Annotated in this window: 24 protein-coding genes; 17 read left to right on the top strand and 7 right to left on the bottom strand. The window is 66.6% G+C overall.

The window, feature by feature from the left end; translation table 11 throughout:
- Positions 1 to 2: 2 nt before the first annotated feature.
- The 3 genes from glpK to OPU70_RS03310 all read right to left on the bottom strand — a co-directional run bounded on the left by glpK (position 3) and on the right by OPU70_RS03310 (position 4,101).
- A complete protein-coding gene (gene glpK, locus OPU70_RS03320; RefSeq protein ID WP_042541676.1) occupies positions 3 to 1,517 on the bottom strand; it encodes a glycerol kinase GlpK in 1,515 nt (504 codons plus the stop codon).
- Between the two features lie 29 nt (positions 1,518 to 1,546).
- The gene (locus OPU70_RS03315) at positions 1,547 to 2,299 is read right to left on the bottom strand and encodes an MIP/aquaporin family protein (RefSeq protein ID WP_498557132.1); all 753 of its coding nucleotides are present in this window, start codon (positions 2,297 to 2,299) and stop codon (positions 1,547 to 1,549) included.
- 92 nt (positions 2,300 to 2,391) lie between these two features.
- On the bottom strand, positions 2,392 to 4,101 hold the full coding sequence (locus OPU70_RS03310; RefSeq protein WP_042541674.1) for a glycerol-3-phosphate dehydrogenase/oxidase: 1,710 nt from the start codon (positions 4,099 to 4,101) through the stop codon (positions 2,392 to 2,394).
- A gap of 100 nt (positions 4,102 to 4,201) precedes the next feature.
- Here OPU70_RS03310 and OPU70_RS03305 point away from each other — a divergent pair, with 100 nt between their 5' ends.
- Entirely contained in the window at positions 4,202 to 5,173 is a 972-nt protein-coding gene (locus OPU70_RS03305; RefSeq protein ID WP_042541673.1) for a sugar-binding transcriptional regulator, read from the top strand.
- A gap of 3 nt (positions 5,174 to 5,176) precedes the next feature.
- Here OPU70_RS03305 and OPU70_RS03300 read toward each other — a convergent pair whose 3' ends face one another.
- A complete protein-coding gene (locus OPU70_RS03300) occupies positions 5,177 to 6,328 on the bottom strand; it encodes a glutamate--cysteine ligase (RefSeq protein WP_498557131.1) in 1,152 nt (383 codons plus the stop codon).
- Positions 6,329 to 6,537: 209 nt separating this feature from the next.
- On the opposite strand from OPU70_RS03300, the gene rpsP reads away from it, so the two are divergent.
- The 4 genes from rpsP to trmD are packed head-to-tail and all read left to right on the top strand — an operon-like array spanning position 6,538 to position 8,528.
- A complete protein-coding gene (gene rpsP / locus OPU70_RS03295; RefSeq protein WP_042541672.1) occupies positions 6,538 to 6,957 on the top strand; it encodes a 30S ribosomal protein S16 in 420 nt (139 codons plus the stop codon).
- Positions 6,958 to 6,963: 6 nt separating this feature from the next.
- Positions 6,964 to 7,194, top strand: a complete 231-nt coding sequence (locus tag OPU70_RS03290) for an RNA-binding protein (RefSeq protein WP_042541671.1) — start codon at positions 6,964 to 6,966, stop codon at positions 7,192 to 7,194.
- A complete protein-coding gene (gene rimM, locus OPU70_RS03285) occupies positions 7,187 to 7,798 on the top strand; it encodes a ribosome maturation factor RimM (RefSeq protein WP_042541670.1) in 612 nt (203 codons plus the stop codon). The genes OPU70_RS03290 and rimM overlap by 8 nt, the downstream gene beginning before the upstream one ends.
- 19 nt (positions 7,799 to 7,817) lie before the next feature.
- A complete protein-coding gene (trmD, locus tag OPU70_RS03280) occupies positions 7,818 to 8,528 on the top strand; it encodes a tRNA (guanosine(37)-N1)-methyltransferase TrmD (protein ID WP_309688180.1) in 711 nt (236 codons plus the stop codon).
- Here the strand turns inward: trmD and OPU70_RS03275 are convergent.
- Complete coding sequence (locus OPU70_RS03275) at positions 8,525 to 9,097, bottom strand: histidine phosphatase family protein (protein WP_309688182.1); 573 nt, start codon at positions 9,095 to 9,097, stop codon at positions 8,525 to 8,527. The genes trmD and OPU70_RS03275 overlap by 4 nt on opposite strands.
- A gap of 90 nt (positions 9,098 to 9,187) precedes the next feature.
- Here OPU70_RS03275 and OPU70_RS03270 point away from each other — a divergent pair, with 90 nt between their 5' ends.
- Entirely contained in the window at positions 9,188 to 9,925 is a 738-nt protein-coding gene (locus OPU70_RS03270; protein ID WP_498557130.1) for a class I SAM-dependent methyltransferase, read from the top strand.
- Positions 9,926 to 9,949: 24 nt separating this feature from the next.
- Here the strand turns inward: OPU70_RS03270 and map are convergent, their stop codons facing one another.
- Positions 9,950 to 10,732 (bottom strand): type I methionyl aminopeptidase, encoded by a 783-nt coding sequence (gene map / locus OPU70_RS03265; RefSeq protein ID WP_079112744.1) that lies wholly within the window; start codon positions 10,730 to 10,732, stop codon positions 9,950 to 9,952.
- A gap of 121 nt (positions 10,733 to 10,853) precedes the next feature.
- On the opposite strand from map, the gene OPU70_RS03260 reads away from it, so the two are divergent.
- The 9 genes from OPU70_RS03260 to OPU70_RS03220 all read left to right on the top strand — a co-directional run bounded on the left by OPU70_RS03260 (position 10,854) and on the right by OPU70_RS03220 (position 17,856).
- Entirely contained in the window at positions 10,854 to 11,342 is a 489-nt protein-coding gene (locus tag OPU70_RS03260) for an MFS transporter permease (RefSeq protein WP_079112745.1), read from the top strand.
- 176 nt (positions 11,343 to 11,518) lie between these two features.
- Positions 11,519 to 11,866, top strand: coding sequence for a 50S ribosomal protein L19 (rplS, locus tag OPU70_RS03255; protein WP_042542128.1), 348 nt, complete (start codon positions 11,519 to 11,521; stop codon positions 11,864 to 11,866).
- A 118-nt stretch (positions 11,867 to 11,984) separates the two neighbouring features.
- The gene (gene lepB / locus OPU70_RS03250) at positions 11,985 to 12,719 is read left to right on the top strand and encodes a signal peptidase I (protein WP_042541665.1); all 735 of its coding nucleotides are present in this window, start codon (positions 11,985 to 11,987) and stop codon (positions 12,717 to 12,719) included.
- Positions 12,716 to 13,375, top strand: coding sequence for a ribonuclease HII (rnhB, locus tag OPU70_RS03245; RefSeq protein WP_309688190.1), 660 nt, complete (start codon positions 12,716 to 12,718; stop codon positions 13,373 to 13,375). Before lepB ends, rnhB begins: the two co-directional genes overlap by 4 nt.
- Before the next feature lie 47 nt (positions 13,376 to 13,422).
- Positions 13,423 to 13,749: a DUF2469 family protein gene (locus OPU70_RS03240; protein WP_042541663.1), complete on the top strand. Its 327-nt coding sequence runs from the start codon at positions 13,423 to 13,425 to the stop codon at positions 13,747 to 13,749.
- Positions 13,750 to 13,851: 102 nt separating this feature from the next.
- Positions 13,852 to 14,214 carry a YraN family protein gene (locus OPU70_RS03235; protein ID WP_042541662.1) on the top strand — a complete coding sequence of 121 codons (363 nt, stop codon included), beginning with the start codon at positions 13,852 to 13,854 and terminating at the stop codon, positions 14,212 to 14,214.
- Positions 14,211 to 15,740, top strand: coding sequence for a YifB family Mg chelatase-like AAA ATPase (locus OPU70_RS03230; RefSeq protein ID WP_498557129.1), 1,530 nt, complete (start codon positions 14,211 to 14,213; stop codon positions 15,738 to 15,740). The genes OPU70_RS03235 and OPU70_RS03230 overlap by 4 nt, the downstream gene beginning before the upstream one ends.
- Positions 15,737 to 16,918: a DNA-processing protein DprA gene (gene dprA / locus OPU70_RS03225; RefSeq protein ID WP_498557128.1), complete on the top strand. Its 1,182-nt coding sequence runs from the start codon at positions 15,737 to 15,739 to the stop codon at positions 16,916 to 16,918. The genes OPU70_RS03230 and dprA overlap by 4 nt, the downstream gene beginning before the upstream one ends.
- Before the next feature lie 35 nt (positions 16,919 to 16,953).
- Positions 16,954 to 17,856, top strand: a complete 903-nt coding sequence (locus OPU70_RS03220; RefSeq protein WP_498557127.1) for a tyrosine-type recombinase/integrase — start codon at positions 16,954 to 16,956, stop codon at positions 17,854 to 17,856.
- A 19-nt stretch (positions 17,857 to 17,875) separates the two neighbouring features.
- Here OPU70_RS03220 and OPU70_RS03215 read toward each other — a convergent pair whose 3' ends face one another.
- Complete coding sequence (locus tag OPU70_RS03215; RefSeq protein ID WP_079112748.1) at positions 17,876 to 18,409, bottom strand: murein hydrolase activator EnvC family protein; 534 nt, start codon at positions 18,407 to 18,409, stop codon at positions 17,876 to 17,878.
- Between the two features lie 305 nt (positions 18,410 to 18,714).
- Here OPU70_RS03215 and rpsB point away from each other — a divergent pair, with 305 nt between their 5' ends.
- Together rpsB and tsf are read left to right on the top strand one after the other, a co-directional pair.
- Positions 18,715 to 19,656, top strand: coding sequence for a 30S ribosomal protein S2 (gene rpsB / locus OPU70_RS03210; RefSeq protein WP_042536769.1), 942 nt, complete (start codon positions 18,715 to 18,717; stop codon positions 19,654 to 19,656).
- Between the two features lie 44 nt (positions 19,657 to 19,700).
- Positions 19,701 to 20,528, top strand: a complete 828-nt coding sequence (gene tsf, locus OPU70_RS03205; protein WP_498557126.1) for a translation elongation factor Ts — start codon at positions 19,701 to 19,703, stop codon at positions 20,526 to 20,528.
- Positions 20,529 to 20,541 lie beyond the last annotated feature (13 nt).

Genomic DNA, 20,541 nt, shown 5'->3' with positions numbered 1-20,541 from the left:
GGTCAGATCACGTCCTCGTCGACCCAGTCCATCGACTTGGTGACGGCCTTGCGCCACAGGCGCAGCTGGCGGTCACGCTCGCCGTCCTCCATCGACGGTTCCCAACGACGATCCTCCTGCCAGTTGGCGGAGAGGTCGTCGAGACCGTTCCAGAAGCCGACGGCCAGACCGGCGGCGTACGCGGCACCCAGCGCGGTGGTCTCCGCGACGACCGGGCGCACGACGGGCACACCGAGCACATCGGCCTGGAACTGCATGAGCGCATCGTTCGCGACCATGCCCCCATCGACCTTGAGTTCGGTGAGGTCGACGCCGGCATCCGCGTTGACCGCGTCGAGAACGTCGCGGGTCTGGAATGCGACGGCTTCGAGCGCTGCGCGAGCGATGTGGTTCTTGTTCGCGTAGCGGGTGAGGCCGACGATCGCACCGCGGGCGTCCGAACGCCAGTAGGGTGCGAACAGGCCGGAGAACGCGGGGACGATGTATACGCCACCGTTGTCGTCCACCTGCTTCGCGAGTTCTTCGACCTCGGGAGCGGAGCTGATGATCCCGAGCTGGTCGCGGAGCCACTGGATCAGCGATCCGGTGACAGCGATCGAGCCCTCGAGCGCGTAGTGGGTCGGTCCGTCCCCGAGCTTGTAGCCGACGGTGGTGAGCAGCCCGTTCTTCGAGTGGACGATCTCCTCGCCCGTGTTGAAGATGAGGAAGCATCCGGTGCCGTAGGTGTTCTTGCTCTCGCCCTGGTTGAACGCGGCCTGACCGAACGTCGCGGCCTGCTGGTCACCCAGGATGCCGGCGATCGGCGTCTCCCGGAGCAGAGACGAGTCCTCGGCGGCGCCGTACACCTCGGAGGAGGAGCGGATCTCCGGCATCATCGAGCGCGGCACTCCGAATGCCTCGAGGATGTCGTCGCGCCACTCGAGCGTCTCGAGATCCATGAACATCGTGCGTGAGGCGTTGGTGACATCGGTGACGTGCACACCGCCGTCGACGCCGCCCGTCAGGTTCCACAGCACCCAGCTGTCGGTCGTGCCGAAGACGAGGTCGCCCGCCTCGGCCTTCTCCCGTGCGCCCTCGACGTTCTCGAGGATCCAGGCGATCTTGGTGCCCGAGAAGTAGGTGGCGAGGGGGAGGCCCACGACGGGCTTGAACCGCTCGACGCCGCCGTCGGCCGCGAGGCGGTCGACGATCTCCTGCGTGCGGGTGTCCTGCCAGACGATCGCGTTGTAGACGGCCTTTCCGGTCGTCTTGTCCCAGACCACTGCGGTCTCACGCTGGTTGGTGATTCCCACGGCGGCGATGTCGTGACGTGTCAGGTCGCCGCGGCTCAGCGCGAGGCCGATGACCTCCTGCACGTTGCGCCAGATCTCCGCAGGGTCGTGCTCGACCCAGCCGGCCTTGGGGAGGATCTGCTCGTGCTCTTTCTGTCCGGTCGCGACGATGCTGCCCTTCTTGTCGAAGATGATCGCGCGGCTGGAGGTGGTGCCCTGATCGATGGCGATGATGTAGTCGGCCATTGTGTTCTCCTTTGAAGTCAGGTTCGGGTTCAGGCGAGGTTGAGCAGAACGGGCGCTGCGACGGCGGCGAGGACACCACCGAGCAGCGGACCGACCACCGGGACCCACGAGTACGACCAGTCGCTCGATCCCTTGCCCTTGATCGGCAGGATGGCGTGGGCGATACGGGGTCCGAGGTCGCGAGCAGGGTTGATCGCGTAGCCGGTGGGTCCACCGAGCGATGCACCGATAGCGACCACGACGAGCGCGACGGGCAGGGCGGTGAGCGGTCCGAGGCCTCCGGGGACGCCGATCTCGATGTCGCCGTAGTCGGCGAATGCGAAGATCGCGAACACCAGGACGAAGGTGCCGATGACCTCGGTGACGAGGTTCCAGCCGTAGGAGCGGATCGCCGGGCCGGTCGAGAAGACGCCGAGCTTGTTGGCGGGGTCGGGCTCCTCGTCGAAGTGCTGCTTGTAAGCCAGCCAGGTGAGGATCGCACCGACGATCGCACCCAGCAGCTCGGCGCCGGTCGCCACCGCGAACTGCGAGAAGTCGATCTTGCCGGCGACGAGAAGGCCGATGCCGACCGCCGGGTTGAGGATGGCGCCGGAGTACGCCGAGACGAGGACACCCACGAAGACCGCGAGACCCCATCCCCAGTTGACCATCAGGAAGCCGCCGCCGAAGCCCTTGTTCTTGGCAAGAGCGACGTTGGCGACGACACCACATCCGAGGAGGATCAGCATTGCGGTGCCGACGAACTCCGAGAGGAAGTAGAGACCGAGATTCACTTCAGTCATGTCTTCATTGACCTTTCTTGAGTGCCAGAGCCCCATAGCTCTGGCACTTGTTGGGAGTTACGCCGCGTGGAGGGCGGCGTTCGGATGTCTCGTCAGCCGCGTGCGCGGGACGAGATCTGGAGTCCATGTCGTTCGTTGAGCATCGTGCGCGTCTGGTCGAGCTCTGCATCCTGGCGTGCACGATCCCAGTGGAGCAGAGGAGCCAGGGCTGCGGCAAGCTCTTCGAGCACATCCGCGTCGGCGTGACCGGTGAATGCGATGCTGGTGCGTCGCATGACGACATCCTGCAGACGCGCCACCATCTCGTTCTCCACCATCCAGGCGAGTTCCCGGGTGGAGAGGTCGTCGCCGGCGAGGGGAGCGTCATCACCCTGCTCGATGAACTCCCAGACCTGAGCCGCACGTGTTCCGTAACGGGCGAGAAGGCGCTCGGCGCGGTCGCCGGCACCCGGGAGGTTCTCCTGGATCCAGATTCGACGAGCTTTCTCGGTGCGCGGGAAGTCGCGGCCTCCGCCGATGGCCCGGCCGGCGGTCGACACCGTGCGAGTGCGGCCGATCAGATCGAGCACCACGTCGGACAGCGACTCGCCGAGCGCGCGGAACGTCGTCCACTTTCCGCCGACGAGGCTCACCAGAGGAGCCGCGCCCTTGTCGTCGACCTCGATGCGGTAGTCGCGGGACACGAATCCAGGGGCCGTGTCCTCGTGGCGAGGAAGCGGGCGGATGCCGGAGAAGTTGAAGACGATCTGCTCGCGCGTCACGTCGATCGTCGGGAACACGTGGTGGATCAGGTCGAAGAAGTAGTCGATCTCCTCCTCCGTGCACACGGCTGCCTCGCGCGGATCGGCGTCGATGTCCGTCGTCCCGACGAGCACGCGCCCCTTGAGGGGGTAGATCAGCACGATGCGGCCGTCAGAGTGCTCGAAGAAGATCTCGCGGCCACGCGTCGCCTCGAGAAGCTCGGGGTGATCCAGAACGATGTGAGACCCCTTGGTCCCGCCCATGAAGCGCGTGTCGTTGCCGAGCGCGTCGTTGGTGAGGTCTGTCCACGGCCCTGATGCGTTCACGACGACATCTGCGGCGACCGAGAACTCCGTGCCGCTCTCACGATCGCGGAGGACGATCTTCTTGCCGTCGCGGGCGATCGCCTCGACGTAGTTCAGGGCGACGGCGCCCGGATGAGCTGCGCGCCCGTCCTGCAGCACGTCGAGCGCCAGACGCTCGGGATCGTGCATGGAGGCGTCGTAGTAGGTGGCCGTGTACTTGATGTTCGGGTCGAGCGAGGGGAGTTCGGCGAGCGAGCGCTTGCGACCGAGGAAGCGGTGACGAGGGACCATGCCCCCATCGCGCGAGAACGTGTCGTAAATCGTGAGCCCGACCTTGATGAGGAACGCTCCCCGCTCCTGGGGCTTGCCGCTCTTGTGCGTGAGAAAACGCAGGGGGGCGGACAGGATGCCCGAGAAGGTCGAGTAGATCGGGATCGTGGTCTCGAGCGGCTTCACATAGTGCGGCGCGATCTTGAGCAGGCCGTTTCGCTCCTCGACGGATTCACGGACGAGTCGGAACTCGCCGTTCTCGAGGTAGCGGATGCCGCCGTGGATCATATGGCTCGATGCCGCGGAGGCTCCGGAAGCGAAGTCCCCTCGTTCGACCAGCAGGACGTCGACGCCCTGAAGTGCGAGGTCTCGGAACGTCGAGATCCCGTTGATCCCGGCTCCGATGACAAGGACGCTCGTGCGTCCGGACTCACGGACGGCGCGGACTTCGGCGCGTTCCGGTGATGAGTGTGTCGACTCGATCATCTTCGACCCTTCTCTGTGCGTGCCCCCAGCTTCGACCCATGTGGCCGGCGCGCGCAAGCCCGCTGCACATATGTGCAAAGATCGAGGCGAGGAGGCCCTCATGACCCAGCCTGACGCGGGATCCCGCGACTCAAAGCTGATCGCCGCGCTCACCGCAGCGCAGCTCTACTACATGCAGGACAAGACGATGGAGGTGATCGCGCAGGAGCTGAAGACCTCGCGATCATCCGTGTCCCGTCTGCTCAGCTTCGCTCGCGAGAGCGGGCTCGTCGACATCCGGATCAACTCTCCTCTGGAGCGATTGGGGATGCTCGAGCAGCGCATCAGAGACAGATACCGCCTCGTCGCGCACGTCGTACCCATCCCCGAGATCGTCAGCGAGGTGGAGCGGCTCGAGCGTGTGGCCCTGACAGCGGGGCGGTTGCTCTCGCAGTTCGTCGACTCCAACATGATCGTGGGCGTCGCGTGGGGATCGACGATCAGCGCTGTGAGCCGTGGTCTCACGCAGAAGGAGACGCACAACACGACGTTCGTGCAGTTGAACGGCGCGGGCAACACGCAGACGAGCGGCGTCGAGTACTCGAGCGACATCCTGCAGCGCTTCGGCAGCGCGTTCGGCGCGCAAGTGCAGCAGTTCCCCGTGCCGGCGTTCTTCGACGATCCGTCGACGCGCGAGGCGATGTGGCGCGAGCGCAGCACCCGGAGAGTGCTCGATCTGCAGTCGAAGATGGACATCGCCGTGTTCAGTCTCGGCTCTCCCGCCGCGGAGGTGCCCAGCCGTGTGTACGTCGGAGGATATCTCGGACGCGACGACTACCGGAGCCTCCGCGAAGACCATGCGATCGGCGACGTGGCGACGGTCTTCTTCCGCGCAGACGGGTCGTGGAGGGACATCCGTGTGAACGCCCGCGCCACCGGTCCGGGCCTCGACAGACTGCGAAGGGTGCCCAGGCGCGTGTGCGTGGTCTCGGGAGTTCCGAAGCTCGCGAGCCTGCGCGCAGCGATCGCCGCCGAGCTCATCACGGATGTGGTCCTCGACGAGGGGCTCGCGCGCCGACTCGTGGAGGACTGACCTCTACGGCTCGTCGGTCGACGATTCGGGGCCGGAACGGAACTCCCGGATCAGGTGCTGCACGACCGCACCGAGGTCGCCGCCCGTCGCGTTCGCGATCGTCAACTGCCGCTCGTAGCTCGCGCCGCTCGTGAGTATCGTCTCGATGCTGCCGAACTCTCGCCCGCAGCCGAGTTCGACTGCGACCGGAGCGAGCTCGTCGAGGACCTCGGACAGATGCTCCCGCACCGGCCGCTGGGTGCCCGCCGAATCCACGATCACCCTGGCGTCGAGGCCGTAGCGTGCCGCGCGCCATTTGTTCTCGCGGTGGTACCAGGCGGGCATCTGTGCGAGAGTGCGCCCCTCGTCGAGCTGCCGGGAGAGATGCTCCACCAGGACCTGGACGAGGGCGGCCACCGCTGCCAGCTCCGGCAGGGTCGAGAGGCCGTCGCAGGCCCGCACCTCGATCGTCCCCCACCGCGGAGCGGGGCGGATATCCCAGCGCACCTCGGTCGCATCGGCCATCACACCGGTGCGCACCATGTCGTCGAGATAAGCCTCATAGTCGGACCAGTCGTTGAGCGGCCAGGGGAGTCCGGCCGTGGGCAGCTGCTGGAAGACCAGGGCGCGGTTGGACGCGTACCCGGTGCGCTCACCGGCCCAGAACGGACTCGACGCGGCAAGCGCCTGCAGATGCGGGAGGTATGCCGCGAGGGCGTTGATGATGGGGATGACCTTGCGCTGATCCTCGACGCCGATGTGGACGTGGATCCCCCAGATCATCATGTTGCGGCCCCACCATTGGGTCCGCTCGATCAAGGTGTGATAGCGGGTCTTGTCGGTCACTTCCTGCTGGTACCACTGTGCGAACGGGTGGCTGCCTGCGGAGAGCAGTTCGATGCCGGCGGGATCCGTGGCCGAGCGCACGGCAGAGATCGCGTTGGCGATGTCGTCGACGGCGTGCGCCACCGAATCGCCGATGCCGCTGGTGACCTCGATGGTGTTGGTGAGCAGCTCACCCGTCACCGTATGGCGTTCGTCGGCGCTCTCGTGCTCGAGTGCCGACAGCAGCTCAGGGGCGCGGCCTACGAGATCACCGCTCACCGGGTCGGCGAGCATGATCTCCCATTCGAGGCCTACTGTGGACCGGGCCGATGACGCGAAATCGAGCTTCACGAGCACAGTCTGACATGCGGTGCAGACGACACGGCAACCGCCGTGTCGTCCCGTTTCGCTCCTTGGCCGCGGATCTGGCAGAATAGAAGGTCGGACGACGTGCTCGACCCTCTATCCAGCACTTGTCCTCCCTATTTGAGCTTCCGCCGGGTGTGCACCCCACTCTCCAGGCGATCGGTTCGTTACCTTCCACACAATTCAGGAGAATCGTGGCTGTCAAGATTCGTCTCAAGCGCCTGGGCAAGATCCGTGCGCCGTACTACCGCATCGTCGTCGCCGACTCGAAGACCAAGCGCGATGGTCGCGTGATCGAGGAGATCGGCAAGTACCACCCCACCGAGGAGCCCTCGTTCATCGAGATCGACTCCGACCGTGCGCAGTACTGGCTGTCCGTCGGTGCTCAGCCGACCGAGCAGGTCGCAGCGCTGCTCAAGATCACGGGCGACTGGGGCAAGTTCAAGGGCGACAAGGACGCGAAGTCCACCCTCAAGGTCAAGGAGCCCAAGGTTCCGTTCGAGATCGACGCGTCCAAGAAGTCCGTCGTGAAGCCCAAGGTCGAGAAGAAGGCCGAGGCTCCGGCCAAGGCCGACGCGGAGGCCGCTGAGGCTCCCGCCGCCGACGCCGAGTAATTCGTCGTGCTCGCCGCCGCGCTCGAACACATCGTCAAGGGGATCGTCGATCACCCCGAGGATGTCCGCATCAACGCTTCCACCTCGCCGAGAGGCGATCTCCTCGAGGTGCGCGTGCACCCCGACGACCGTGGACGCGTGATCGGGCGCGGCGGCCGCACCGCGAAAGCACTGCGCACGCTCATCTCCGCTCTTGCAGACGGGCGTCGTGTGCGTGTCGATGTCGCGGATGACTGACGTGGTGTCGACAGACCGCAACCAGGGCAAGAATCAGCTGCGGGTCGGGCGCCTCGTCAAGGCCCACGGTCTCAAGGGCGCTCTGAAGCTGGAGCTCTACACCGACAATCCCGAGCGTCGTTTCACTCCAGGGGCCGAGTTCACGTTGCAGGTGCCTGAAGCATCTCCGTGGCACGGCAAGACGGTCGTCGTTCGCGAGTACCGGGTGATGAACGGCAACCCCGTCGTGTTCTTCAAGGACGTCGACGATCGTGAGGGTGCAGAGACCCTCGTCCGAGCGATCCTCTGGATCGATCAGGACAACGACGAGGTCGAGGACAACGCGTGGTTCGACCACCAGCTCACTGGGCTCGATGTCGTCCGTGATGGTGTCGTGGTGGGCAGAGTCGCTCGGGTCGAGCACTTCCCGGCGCAGGACCTGCTCATCGTCAGGTCAGGCGACCAGGACATCATGGTGCCTTTCGTCGAGGCGATCGTTCCGACGGTCGACGTGAGAGCAGGACGCGTCATCGTGACGCCGCCCGCTGGACTCTTCGAAGAGCTTCCCGACGCTTCCGAGGCGACGGAGGCGGGGGAGTCCTCGGACTCCGACGCCACCGAGTGACCACGGGTACGGTCTGCCCGTGCGCATCGACGTCCTCTCCATCTTCCCGTCGTACTTCGACGGCCTGACGCTCTCCCTGCTCGGGAAGGCGCAGAGCGCCGGCATCCTCGACCTGCGCGTCCGGGACCTTCGGGACTGGACCTCCGACCGCCACCGCACTGTGGACGACACTCCGTACGGGGGTGGAGCGGGGATGGTCATGAAGCCGGAGCCCTGGGGGCTCGCGCTCGATGAGCTGGCGTCGTCGGCTCCTTCCGATGAGGGCCGTCGGCCGACCATCATCTTCCCCTCTCCCGCGGGCGAGGTCTTCACCCAGGCCACGGCTCGTGACCTCAGCACCCGCGATCACCTCATCTTCGGATGCGGCCGCTACGAGGGCATCGACGAGCGGGTGTTCGAGTATGCGGCGTCGCTCGGCGAGGTGCGACTCGTCAGTCTCGGCGACTACGTCCTCAACGGAGGAGAAGTCGCGACCATGGCGATGATCGAGGCGATCGGACGTCTGATCCCCGGTGTCGTGGGCAACCCGGAGAGCCTCGTCGAGGAATCGCACGAAGACGGACTCCTGGAGTACCCGTCTTACACGAAGCCCTCGGTGTGGCGGGATCGGGCCGTACCCGAGGTGCTGTTGAGCGGCAACCACGCCGTGATCGCCTCCTGGCGTCGCGATCAGCAGATCGAGCGGACGCGTCGCCGTCGGCCGGATCTGCTGCCGGACGACGAGAACTAGAGCATCCGCTCGGTTCCGCGGTCGATCTCGAACACCACGTCCTGCGGGTGCCTCAGCGACAACGCGGAATGCGCGTCCAAGCCTCGGAGGTGTGCTCGCAGCAGCCGGCCGAGCATCTCGTGACTGACGAGCAGGGGAACGCCCGTCGAAGCCCATCCGCAGGATGACAGCGCCCGACGCGCCCGTCCTCTCGCCTGGGCATAGCTCTCGCCCCCGGGAAACGCCCAGCCGTATCGGTTCGCCGCGCGGTCTTCGCGCGCCCTGGGGAATCGCTGATCGATCTCGTCCCAGGTCAGGCCGGCCATCTCGCCGTGGTCGAGGTCGGCGAGATCCGGCACTTCGATGAGGTCTGCGCCGATCCGATCAGCGATGATCGCTGCCGTGTGTCGTGCGCGGCCCAGCGGGCTGAAGCACACGGTCGTGATGCCGCGATCGGCGACTCGCTCCGCAACGCTCTGCGCCTGTCGGATGCCGTCCTCGGTCAGGGGCGAGTCGAGCTGCCCCTGCAGCCGATGCTCGAGATTCCATCGGGTCTGCCCGTGCCGAGCCAGGAACAGATGCTCTGGCACGTGGCGATCCTCCGGAATCATGCACTCAGGATGGCACAGTCGCACTGTCGCAGGACGGGTGAGATCGCGGGCGCCTGATAGCGTCGCAGCATGGTCGACGACGCGCTGGCGAAATCGTTCACCCTCACCGGTGCAGACTACGACCGTTACCGTCCAGGCTTCCCTCCTGCTGCAGCCGGCGTGGTGATGCCTCACAGCGTGCGCACGGCGCTGGATCTGGGTGCAGGCACCGGGAAGTTCACAGAAATGCTCGGGGGATGGGCAGAGCGTGTCGTCGCAGTCGAGCCGTCGGAGCCGATGCTCGAGATCCTGCGCTCGAAGCTGCCCGGGGTCGAGGCGCATCTCGGCAGCGCCGAGCGGATACCGATGGAGTCCGAGGTCGCTGATGTCGTGACGGTCGCGCAGGCCTTCCACTGGTTCGACGAGGAGGCCGCGTGTGCGGAGATCGCGCGAGTGCTCACACCGGGGGGAACCCTCGGACTCATCTGGAACCGTTTCGATCCGACGTGCGCGTGGGATCGCGCGGCGCACCGGATCGCGCACCCCGCGGTGGGGGATGCAGACGTCACCACGAGCACCTCGACACACGAGCTTCCCGGCTTCGACTTCGTGCGCCACGAGCAGATCCACTCGACGGAGCGGATTCGACGCGACGCGTACCTCGGTCGCTGGTCGACCGTGAGCACCTTCCTCGTCGCCGATGAGGCAGCGCGCGCGGAGATGTTCGCCGCCATCGAAGCGGTGCTGGATTCAGATCCCGAGACACGCGACCACGACGAGTACGACCTGCCCATCGTCACGGATGTGTTCGTCTACCGCCGCGCGTGAGGAACACGAGCGGAGCATCGGGAGTCAGCGGACGCCGAGGAACGACCTGTCGGTGAGGATGATGGGGCCATCCGCCGTCACTGCGACGGTGTGCTCCGAATGGGCGCCCCGGGATCCGTCGACGCTCCGAAGGGTCCAGCCGTCGGGATCGGTGACGAGCTCGTCTGTCGTCTCGAGCAGCCACGGTTCGAGAGCGAACACCAGGCCCTCGCGCAGCGGGAACCCGCGCCCGGCCCGGCCGTCGTTGGGAACGTGCGGGTCGCCGTGCATGATGCGCCCCACGCCGTGTCCGCCGAAGTCGGTGTTGATCGAGTACCCCTCGCCGCGCGACACCGCCGCGATGGCCGCCGAGATGTCGCCGATACGGTTGCCGACGACCGCTGCGCCGATCGCCGCATCGAGCGCGCGCTCCGTCGTGTCGATGATGCGCAGGTCTTCCTCTCGCGGGGTGCCCACGACGAACGAGAGGGCCGAGTCCGCCACCCAGCCGTCCACGGACACCGCGAAGTCCAGCGACACCAGGTCCCCGTCGCGAAGCGTGTAGTCATGAGGGAGCCCATGGAGCACCGCGTCGTTGATCGACGTGCAGATCACCTTGCCGAACGGGCTGGCACCGAAGGACGGGTGGTAGTCGATGTAGCACGACTCCGCTCCGGCCTTGCGGATCATGTCGTGCGCTCGACGGTCGATCGACAGCAGATTCGTGCCGACCTTCGTCTCGTCGCGCAGGGTTGCCAGGGTCTCAGCCACGAAGCGACCGGCGGCGCGCATCTCGTCGATCTCGGCAGGGGTGCGCAGTTCGATCATCGGTTGTCCTCTCGTCCACTCCATTCTCCCCGATCTCCCGGACGCGTGCGTCCGCGCAGAGACCGCGCGCTCACAGCGAACACCGTGACGATGTCGAGCCTCGCGTCGTACGATTTGAGGCATGTGGTTGCGTCAGGCGTTCTTCCGGTGGCTGATTCCGGCCGCGTTCCTGCTGCCGCTCTGGCTGCTCGTGGGGTGGGGCGTCTTCCAGGGCGGATGGGCGATCCTGTGGGTGCTGTTCATCGCGGTGCCCTCGGTCTTCGTCGGTCAGCTGCTCCTCACGCTCCTGACCCGATCGCGTCCGTCGGTGCGCGTCGAGCGGGCGGTCTCCTGGTGGGACGTCGGCGGCTTCACGATCTGGCATGGGCTGACCATCGCGGTCGGGTGCTTCATCGACGGCGCCTTCGGCTGGCTGCTCGCGGCAGCGGTGGTGGTCGGCATCGGCCTGTTCTGGCTGCAGCTCTGGCAGCTGTGGAACGAGGCGAAGGGGAGCGGAGCACGGATCCGCGAGACCATCGCGTGGTCATCCGTGCCGGGTGTCGATGAGCCGGTGCCAGAGACCCGCGCACACGAAGTCATCGTGGTCCGCGAGAAGGACACACGGGACTGAGGACGCGGCGCACGGCGTTTGGCCGTGTGCGGCATCCATGGCAGAATGAATGTTTGTGCCGTGACCGGTTCTGCCTCAGGGGAGCCCACGGACGCTTCGGCTCCGTTCAGCACACCTCTTCTTGTTCCTACTTACATCATGCAACCGACCTGAGGCGAGTGCAGAGAGAGACGATCATGCAGATCCTCGACGCCGTCGACGCAGCATCGCTGCGTTCAGACGTTCCCGTCTTCAACCCCGGTGACACGGTCAACGTGCACGTGAACATCACCGAGGGCACCCGCTCGCGTATCCAGGTCTTCAAGGGAGTCGTCATCGGCCGCCAGGGCGATGGAGTGCGCGAGACCTTCACCGTTCGCAAGATCAGCTTCCAGGTGGGCGTCGAGCGTACGTTCCCGGTGCACTCCCCGGTGATCGACCACATCGAGGTCGTCACCCGCGGTGACGTGCGTCGCGCGAAGCTCTACTACCTCCGCCAGCTGCGGGGCAAGAAGGCGAAGATCAAGGAGAAGCGCGACAACTGACGCGCAGGTTCTCCACAGCACCCCGGGACACGATGTCCCGGGGTGCTGTGTTATCCCCGGGGTGTGCGACCCTTGATGATGCCGTCTCCGTGCGGTGCGAGACTGTGAAGGAACCCTCATGACGACTGACTCCGCCGCCGCGTCCACTCCACCGACGAAGCGGCGTCGCGGGTTCCTCGTCTTCCTGCGAGACGTCCTCGTGATCGTCGTGATCGCGGCGCTCGTCTCCTTCGTCGTGAAGACTTTCGTCGTCCGCTCCTTCTACATTCCGTCGGCCTCGATGGAACGCACCCTGATGGTGAAAGATCGCATCCTCGTCGATGAGTTGACACCCCGGTGGAACGACTACGAACGCGGCGATGTCGTCGTCTTCAAGGATCCCGGCGGGTGGCTCGACGGGCAGCCGCAGACTCCGGCTCAGCCTCCGCTCATCGAAGCGTTCGACTGGATGCTCAACGTCATCGGGATCTCTGCCACGGACTCTCAGGATCACCTCGTCAAACGGGTGATCGGATTGCCGGGCGACCACGTCGTCTGCTGCAACGCGCTCGGGCAGATCACGGTCAACGGTGCGCCCATCGACGAGCTCGGCTACCTGAATCTCCCGGACGGCGACACCGCTGCGTCCAACGAACCCTTCGACGTGGTCGTGCCGGAGGGGTCCCTCTGGCTGCTCGGAGACAACCGGGATCGTTCGCGGGACTCGCGGGCGCATCAGGATCTCCCCAGCGGCGGATTCGTGCCGATCGAGAACGTCGTCGGCAAGGCGTTCTTCACGACATGGCCCTTCGACCGCATGGGAACGATCGACGGCCACCACGACAGCTTCAACGGCGTCCCGGATCCGGAATGAGCGTCGTCGCTCCGAAGCTCACTCTCGAGCGCAGGCTGCTGAGTGAGTGCGATCTCATCATCTCCCTCGACGAGGTCGGACGCGGCGCGCTTGCCGGGCCGGTGGCGGTCGGAGCTGCCGTGATGGATGCGGCCGGTGCGCGCCGTCGCGTGCCCGAAGGACTCCGGGATTCGAAGCTCGTCACCGAGAGGCGTCGACCTGACGTCGCTGCGAGGGCCGCGGCATGGGTGCAGGCATCGGGAGTCGGCTGGGCGAGTGCGGCCGAGGTCGACTCGGTGGGCATCATGCGGGCGCTCGGGCTCGCGGCATCGCGCGCCGTGCAGAGCGTGGTCGATTCGGGAGTGGTCCTCGACGGAGCGCTCGTGCTGCTCGACGGCAATCACGACTACGTCTCGCCCGTGCATCCGGTTCCGCTGCGCGTGCGGCCCGTGGTCAAAGGAGACCGTGACTGCGCGTCGGTCTCAGCGGCATCGGTGATCGCGAAGGTGGCGAGAGACACCTACATGGCCGAGCTCCACGAGAGCCACCCCGCGTATCAGTGGGACAGGAACAAGGGATATGCGAGCCTCGAGCATCGCGATGCGATCAGGAGCCTCGGGCTCTCCCCGCATCACCGATCATCCTGGGCCATCGCAGATGTCCCGACTCTGTTCTGAGCCTGCGTGCGGCATCGCAGTGTCGCCGACTCTAGGATGGAGGGATCATGGATGAGGAAGCCTTCGACGACTACGACCGCGAGCTCGAGCTCGCGCTGTTCCGCGAGTATCGCGACGTCGTCGCACAGTTCCAGTATGTGGTCGAGACCGAACGGCGGTTCTACCTCGCCAATGAGGTGAATGTCGTACGCCGTGATACCGAGCACGACTTCTACTTCGAGATCTCGATGAGTGACGTCTGGGTGTGGGACATCTACCGTGCCGACCGCTTCGTGAAGGCCGTGCGGGTGCTGACGTTCAAAGACGTCAACGTCGAAGAGCTGCAGCGCCGCGAGTTCGAACTGCCGCAAGAGCTGTCGCTCGACGGGGAGTGACCTCTTCTGCACGGCTCAGGTTTCTGACGGGCTGTCCCGAGGGACTGGGGCTGCGGCTCATTCGGAGCGCTGATCGGCGCGGGCGCTCGACAGGCTGTCACCATGGCAGCGAAAGACGAGCTCGGTAGACACGGTGAAGAGCAGGCGGTCCGATACCTGACGGGTATCGGATATGAGGTGCTCGACCGCAACTGGCGATGTGCGCAGGGCGAGATCGACATCGTCGCCTGTCGCGGCCGCCATCTGGCAGTCGTAGAGGTCAAGACAAGACGCACCATCGCTCACGGGCACCCGTTCGAAGCGGTGGACGCCCGCAAGGTACGCCGGTTATGGCAACTGGCCCATGCGTGGGCCGCCGATCATCCCGACCAGGCCGGCGGCCTCATGATCCGGATCGAGGCGATCGGGATCATCGGCGCTGACCCCGCGCACAGCACCCTCGAACACCTCGTGGACGTGTCGTGAAGACGGCTCGCACCTGGGCGGTCGCGCTCACCGGGGTCGATGGACACATGGTCGAAGTCGAAGCGGACATCTCGAATCAGACGCCCGATTTCAAGATCATCGGGCTGCCCGACAAATCACTCGGCGAAGCTGTTCAGCGGGTCCACAACGCGTGCAAGAACACCGCGCTCGATCTTCCGCGTCGTCGACTGACGGTGAACCTCTCGCCCGCGAGCCTCCCCAAGCAGGGAGCGGGCTTCGACCTCAGCATCGCCGTCGCTGCGCTGGCAGCCGGGGGAGCGCTGTCGAGCCGGTCCATCGCCCGCGTGGTGCATCTCGGTGAGCTCGGGCTCGATGGTCGGCTCCGGCCCGTTCCCGGAGTGCTGCCGTCGGTGTTCGCTGCTGCACGCGCGGGTTTCGACACCGTGATCGTCCCCTGGGGCAACGAGGCCGAGGCGAGGCTCGTGCCGGGAATCGAGGTGCGCCCTGCGGCGAGCCTCTCGCAGGTGGCGGTGTGGCATGGTGCAGAGGTCGACGTGCTCGAGGCGGATCCGGTCGCGGCCGCAGCGATTGCGCGCGAGAGTCCCGAAGAGTTGGACCTCGCCGACGTCGTGGGGCAGGAGAACGCTGTGCGTGCGCTGATCGTCGCCGCGGCGGGAGGACACCACATGATGCTCAGCGGCCCGCCGGGGGCAGGGAAGACCATGCTCGCACGACGGCTGCCTGGCATCCTTCCGAGTCTCACCGAGGACGAAGCGCTCGAGGTGGCGTCGATCCGCTCGCTCACGGGCGAGTCGGTGCAGGCTCTCGACGTGATGCCGCCGCTGGAGTCGCCGCATCACAGTGCATCGGTCGCGGCGCTCGTCGGAGGTGGAACGAGGTCTGTGCGCCCCGGGGCGATCTCTCGGGCGCACAGGGGTGTGCTCTTCCTCGACGAAGCGGCGGAGTTCTCGAGAGTGGCGCTCGACGCGATGCGACAACCGCTCGAGTCGGGTGTGATCGAAGTGAGTCGAGCGGGGATCACGGCTCTGTTTCCAGCGAGGTTCCAGCTCATCGTGGCGCTCAATCCCTGTCCGTGCGGAAACTACGGGGTTCGTGGCGCCGAGTGCGTGTGCCCGTCGTTGGCGATCCGGAGATACTCGACGAGACTCTCGGGTCCGCTGCGAGACCGCATAGATGTCGAGCTGCACGTCTCTCGGGTTTCCGCCTCGCAGGCGATGGTGGGGGACCGCACCGGAATGACGAGCGAGATCGCTCGTGCGCTGGTCATCGAGGCGCGAGAGCGAGCCTGTGCGCGATGGCGGGGAACCCCATGGCTTCGAAACAGCGAAGTGCCCGGCGCTCGGCTGAGACAGCCCGATCTGCGCATCCCAGCTGATGCACGGGCGCCGCTGGACCGGGCTCTCGAGCGGGGGACGCTCACATTGCGCGGCTACGACAGGGTGCTGCGGCTGGCGTGGACGATGGCCGATCTCGCTGGACTCGACAGGCCGGGACGCGACGAAGTGGGCCAGGCGCTGTTTCTCAAGAGGGGGTACGCATCATGATCGAGTCACTCACAGGTGACGCCGGCGTCCGAGAGTCGCTCGAACAGCTCAGGCCCTCCGGAGGTGCGGTGGAGGCGCTCGCCCGGGTGTCTTGGTCGGTCCTCACCGAGCCGGGCGATGGTGTGGCCGGGGCGCTCATCGAAGAGCTCGGTGCTTCGGACGCGCTCCGGCTCGCATTGGGCGCCGGGAACGCGGCGGGCCCAGAAGTCAGCAGCCGGGCACTCGCCGACGGGCGGGCGCGGTGGAAGACCCGAGCCGACGCGCGCAGCGTGGTCGAGGCGCTGCGCGGCGCCAGGGACGTCGGAGCCCGACTTCTTATTCCCGGGGATGCTCACTGGCCGACTTCTCTCGACGACCTCGGGGTGCATGCGCCGGCCGTTCTCTGGGTGCGCGGTGACCCGCGGCTGCTGAGCGCGGCCCCCAGAGTCGCGATCGTCGGAGCCCGCGCCGCGAGCGCATACGGCGAGATGCTCGCGGGTGACTTCGCCGGCGAGCTGGCCGCAGGTGGCGCGGTCGTGGTGTCCGGGGGAGCGTACGGCATCGACGGCGCAGGTCACCGTGCCGCACTCGGAGTCGGCGGAAAGACGGTCGCGTTCCTCGCCGGTGGGGTCGACCGAGCGTACCCTCAGGGCCATCAGCAGCTTCTTCGCCGAATCGTCGAGACCGGCGCCGTGGTGAGCGAGGTCCCGTGCGGCACTGCGCCGACGAAGTGGCGGTTCCTGTCGCGCAACAGACTCATCGCTGCGGTGAGCGACGCGACGGTGGTCGTGGAGGCAGGATGGCGAAGCGGATCGTTGAACACTGCTGGACACGCAGCTGCACTGGGTCGACCGCTCGGCGCAGTGCCCGGGCCGGTGACATCCGCTTCGTCAGCCGGCTGTCATCGGCTCCTGCGCGAGTACGACGCGCGGTGCGTCACCACGACTGCCGAGATACGCGAGCTCTGGGGCGACGGGCCGCCGGGTACGTCACCCGGTCGAGGCACGGATCCCGACCAGTCTCGCGTGCTCGATGCCATGAGCAGCCGCGATGCGCGAGCCGCTGCCGAGCTGTCTCGACGGTCGGGGCTCGCGCCAGAGCGAGTCAATGCCCTGCTCGGGCTGCTCGAGCTCGAGGGTGCGGTGCGACGAGTCGAAGGGGGGTGGCAGAGGGCGCGGGTCAGCGAGCGGCGCGGCTGACGCGACGGTGATCGGCGTTCCTGCACACTTGATCCATGGAGTTCGCGGCGGCCGCACATGCCTTCGCCGACCACCTTGCTCAGGTGCGTCGGCTGTCTCCCGCCACCGTGCGCGCTTACCGATCAGACCTACGGGACCTCGCGGAGACCGTCGGTGAACTCGAGGTCGACCAGGTCACGCTGGAGACTCTCCGAGACTGGCTCTGGCGGGCGACTCAGCGTGGGGATGCGCGGTCGACGATCGCGCGGCGAGCAGCAGCGGCGCGCTCCTTCTTCAGCTGGGCGCACGAGCAGCAGCTCGTCGATCACGATCCGAGCCTGCGCCTGGTCGCTCCCAAGCGGGGGCGAACCCTCCCCACCATCGCTTCTCAGGATGCGATGACGACCCTGCTCGATGCGCAACGCCGAGCCGCCGGCGCCGGTGATCCGATAGTGCTCCGAGACCACGCGATCCTCGAACTGCTCTACGGCGCCGGGATCCGCGTCTCCGAGCTGTGCGGCCTCGATGTCGACGACCTCGATCTCGATCGAGGCACCGCGCGCGTTCTGGGAAAGGGATCGAAGGAGAGAGTGGTGCCCTTCGGGGTTCCCGCCCGCGATGCGGCCGGCGCGTACCTGACCAGAGGGCGTCCCGCACTCGCCGCCCGCACAGCGCGGCCGACTCCCGCTCTGTTCCTCGGCAGTCGTGGTGCGCGGATCGGACCGCGCGCGGTGTACTCACTCGTCGCCGAGGTGCTCGCGCCCTTCGTCGGCGAAGAGACTGTCGGACCGCATGCGCTCAGGCACACCGCAGCGACTCATCTCCTGGACGGCGGAGCAGACCTGCGCGCGGTCCAGGAGATCCTGGGTCATGCCAGCCTCGGCACGACCCAGATCTACACTCACGTCTCCGCTGAGCGTCTCACTGCGACGTACCGTCTCGCACACCCCCGGGCGTGAGCCGCAGACGGGTCGCGCGTCACGGCGCGTCGCAGCAGGGAAGCAGCACCGCTCGAGGCACCGGCCCGAAGAGCAGCATCGGGTTGATGTACGCACCGTCCAGCCGAACTCCGAGATGCAGTGCGCCGAGCATCGTGTGACCGCCGGCCGCGACCGTGCCGATCTCGTCGCCGGCCGAGACGAGATCGCCGGGGGCGAGTGTGGAGGAGACCGGCTCGAACGTCGACACATACCCGCCGGGATGCGCGATCGTGATCAGGGGCCGGTCGACGACTGTCCCACGGAATGCGATCGCCCCATCGGCGGGTGCGCGGACGATCACTCCCTGCGCGCTCGCGAGATCGATGCCTCGGTGGCCGGCGCCGAACGCGTGTGCCGGAGCGCGATACGGCGCTGCGACCGAGCGGGGTGCATCGATCGGCCATCTCCAGAGTGGATGCGCAGCGCCGGCTGAGGATGACGATGACGCTCTCGCCCTCGGCGCGGTGGGCGGTGCGAGAGCGATGACGATCAGCAGGAGGAGAACGATCGTCCGGCGTCTGCGGGTGCTCATGAGGCAATGATCCTTCGTGTGTGCGATTGGCTCTCCGTCGGACTGACGCCTGCGCGGAGCGCGTGCAGAATGCCCGAAACAGGCGCGATGTGCAGGGTGAGTGAGGCCCGCGCATCCTGTATGCTGAGGAGGCACCTCGATCTCGGGGTGACTACGCGTGCCCAGAGCGACTTCAGTCGTGGCATCCACTCCCACAGGTCCTGTTTCCACTCAGGCGGGGGTGCGCCGGGCACCAGGAAGTTCGATCATCCGATCGACTTGACAACCTCAACGGCGCATATCCGCGCCAGAACAAGGAGACGACCATGGCTGTGGTCACCATCCGCCAGCTGCTCGACAGCGGCGTGCACTTCGGACACCAGACGCGTCGGTGGAACCCGAAGGTCAAGCGCTTCATCCTCACCGAGCGCAGCGGCATCCACATCATCGACCTGCAGCAGTCGCTCGGGTACATCGACAAGGCCTACGACTTCGTCAAGGAGACCGTCGCGCACGGCGGCACGATCCTCTTCGTCGGCACCAAGAAGCAGGCGCAGGAGATCCTCGCCGAGCAGGCGACCCGCGTGGGCCAGCCCTACGTCAACCAGCGCTGGCTCGGTGGACTCCTCACGAACTTCCAGACGATCGCGAAGCGTCTCGCTCGTATGAAGGAGCTCGAGGAGCTCGACTACGAGAACCCGTCCGCTTCGGGCTTCACGAAGAAGGAGCTCCTTCTCAAGAAGCGCGAGCTCGACAAGCTGCACAAGTCGCTCGGCGGTATCCGCAACCTCACCAAGACGCCGTCCGCCCTCTGGGTCGTCGACGCCAAGCGTGAGCACCTCGCCATCGACGAGGCGAAGAAGCTCGGCATCCCGGTGATCGGCATCCTCGACACCAACGCCGACCCCGACGACTTCCAGTACCCGATCCCCGGCAACGACGACGCGATCCGCTCGGTCTCGCTGCTCACCCGCATCATCGCGGACGCCGCGGCTGAGGGTCTCCAGCAGAAGCACAACCCCGAGACGGGCGACGCTGAGCCGCTCGCCGACTGGGAGAAGGAGCTTCTCGAGGCCCCCGTCCAGGAGTCTGCTGATGCCGCCGCCGTCGAGACGCCCGCCGATGAGGCTGCCGTCGTCGAGACGCCCGCCGCTGACGAGACCGCTGCCGACGAGGCCGGTGCCGAGGCGCACGACGAGGCCATCGCCGACGCTTCGGGCGAGGAGACCGCTGAGGTCGCCGACGCCGAGGCTGCAGACGCCAAGTAATTCCGCGACCACCACACACATCACGAAGCAAGGAGCCACCACACATGGCCAACTTCACCATCGCCGATCTCAAGGCGCTCCGTGAGCAGCTCGGCACGGGAATGGTCGACACCAAGAAGGCGCTCGAGGAGGCTGACGGCAACGTCGAGAAGGCCACCGAGATCCTGCGTCTCAAGGGTGCCAAGGGCAACGCGAAGCGCGCTGACCGCTCTACCAGCGAGGGCCTCATCGTCGCTCGCGAGCAGGACGTCGCAGTGACGCTGATCGAGCTCGCCTGCGAGACGGACTTCGTCGCGAAGAACGAGCGCTTCATCTCGCTGGCCGACAAGGTCGCCGACGCTGTCGCAGCTGTCAAGGCCGATTCGGTCGAGGCCGCACTCGCCGCCCAGGCGGGCGACAAGAGCGTCGAGCAGGTCATCTCGGAAGAGGCCGCGATCATCGGCGAGAAGGTCGAGCTGCGCCGCGTGCGCACGATCTCGGGCGACAAGGTCGAGGTCTACCTGCACCGCACGAGCAAGGACCTGCCTCCGCAGATCGGTGTCGTCGTCGCCTACACGGGTGATGACGCCGAGACCGCCCGCAGCATCGCGCAGCACATCTCGTTCGCGAACCCGTCTTACCTCTCCCGCGAGGACGTTCCGTCCGACGCCGTGGAGAAGGAGCGCCAGATCGTGACCGAGATCTCTCGCAACGAGGGCAAGCCGGAGGCGGCGCTGCCCAAGATCGTCGAGGGCCGTGTCTCCGCGTTCATCAAGCAGGTCGCCCTGCTCGAGCAGGACTACGCGAAGGACAGCAAGCTGTCCGTCGCCCAGGTGGCGAAGGACGCCGGTATCACCGTGACCGACTTCGCGCGCTTCAAGGTCGGCGCGTAACACCGTCGAAGGG

It is taken from the genome of Microbacterium sp. SWDP-B6 (assembly GCF_059803615.1).
Note: the sequence above shows the minus strand (reverse complement) of the source record. Positions and strands in the feature narration are given on the sequence as shown.

Excerpts from the sequence above, each read along its gene's own strand:
- glpK (WP_042541676.1), bottom strand. The coding sequence starts at position 1,517 with ATGGCCGACTACATCATCGCCATCGATCAGGGCACCACCTCCAGCCGC.
- OPU70_RS03315 (WP_498557132.1), bottom strand. The coding sequence starts at position 2,299 with ATGACTGAAGTGAATCTCGGTCTCTACTTCCTCTCGGAGTTCGTCGGC.
- OPU70_RS03310 (WP_042541674.1), bottom strand. The coding sequence starts at position 4,101 with ATGATCGAGTCGACACACTCATCACCGGAACGCGCCGAAGTCCGCGCC.
- OPU70_RS03305 (WP_042541673.1), top strand. The coding sequence starts at position 4,202 with ATGACCCAGCCTGACGCGGGATCCCGCGACTCAAAGCTGATCGCCGCG.
- rimM (WP_042541670.1), top strand. The coding sequence starts at position 7,187 with ATGACTGACGTGGTGTCGACAGACCGCAACCAGGGCAAGAATCAGCTG.
- OPU70_RS03270 (WP_498557130.1), top strand. The coding sequence starts at position 9,188 with ATGGTCGACGACGCGCTGGCGAAATCGTTCACCCTCACCGGTGCAGAC.
- map (WP_079112744.1), bottom strand. The coding sequence starts at position 10,732 with ATGATCGAACTGCGCACCCCTGCCGAGATCGACGAGATGCGCGCCGCC.
- OPU70_RS03260 (WP_079112745.1), top strand. The coding sequence starts at position 10,854 with ATGTGGTTGCGTCAGGCGTTCTTCCGGTGGCTGATTCCGGCCGCGTTC.
- rplS (WP_042542128.1), top strand. The coding sequence starts at position 11,519 with ATGCAGATCCTCGACGCCGTCGACGCAGCATCGCTGCGTTCAGACGTT.
- lepB (WP_042541665.1), top strand. The coding sequence starts at position 11,985 with ATGACGACTGACTCCGCCGCCGCGTCCACTCCACCGACGAAGCGGCGT.
- rnhB (WP_309688190.1), top strand. The coding sequence starts at position 12,716 with ATGAGCGTCGTCGCTCCGAAGCTCACTCTCGAGCGCAGGCTGCTGAGT.
- OPU70_RS03240 (WP_042541663.1), top strand. The coding sequence starts at position 13,423 with ATGGATGAGGAAGCCTTCGACGACTACGACCGCGAGCTCGAGCTCGCG.
- OPU70_RS03235 (WP_042541662.1), top strand. The coding sequence starts at position 13,852 with ATGGCAGCGAAAGACGAGCTCGGTAGACACGGTGAAGAGCAGGCGGTC.
- dprA (WP_498557128.1), top strand. The coding sequence starts at position 15,737 with ATGATCGAGTCACTCACAGGTGACGCCGGCGTCCGAGAGTCGCTCGAA.
- OPU70_RS03220 (WP_498557127.1), top strand. The coding sequence starts at position 16,954 with ATGGAGTTCGCGGCGGCCGCACATGCCTTCGCCGACCACCTTGCTCAG.
- OPU70_RS03215 (WP_079112748.1), bottom strand. The coding sequence starts at position 18,409 with ATGAGCACCCGCAGACGCCGGACGATCGTTCTCCTCCTGCTGATCGTC.
- rpsB (WP_042536769.1), top strand. The coding sequence starts at position 18,715 with ATGGCTGTGGTCACCATCCGCCAGCTGCTCGACAGCGGCGTGCACTTC.
- tsf (WP_498557126.1), top strand. The coding sequence starts at position 19,701 with ATGGCCAACTTCACCATCGCCGATCTCAAGGCGCTCCGTGAGCAGCTC.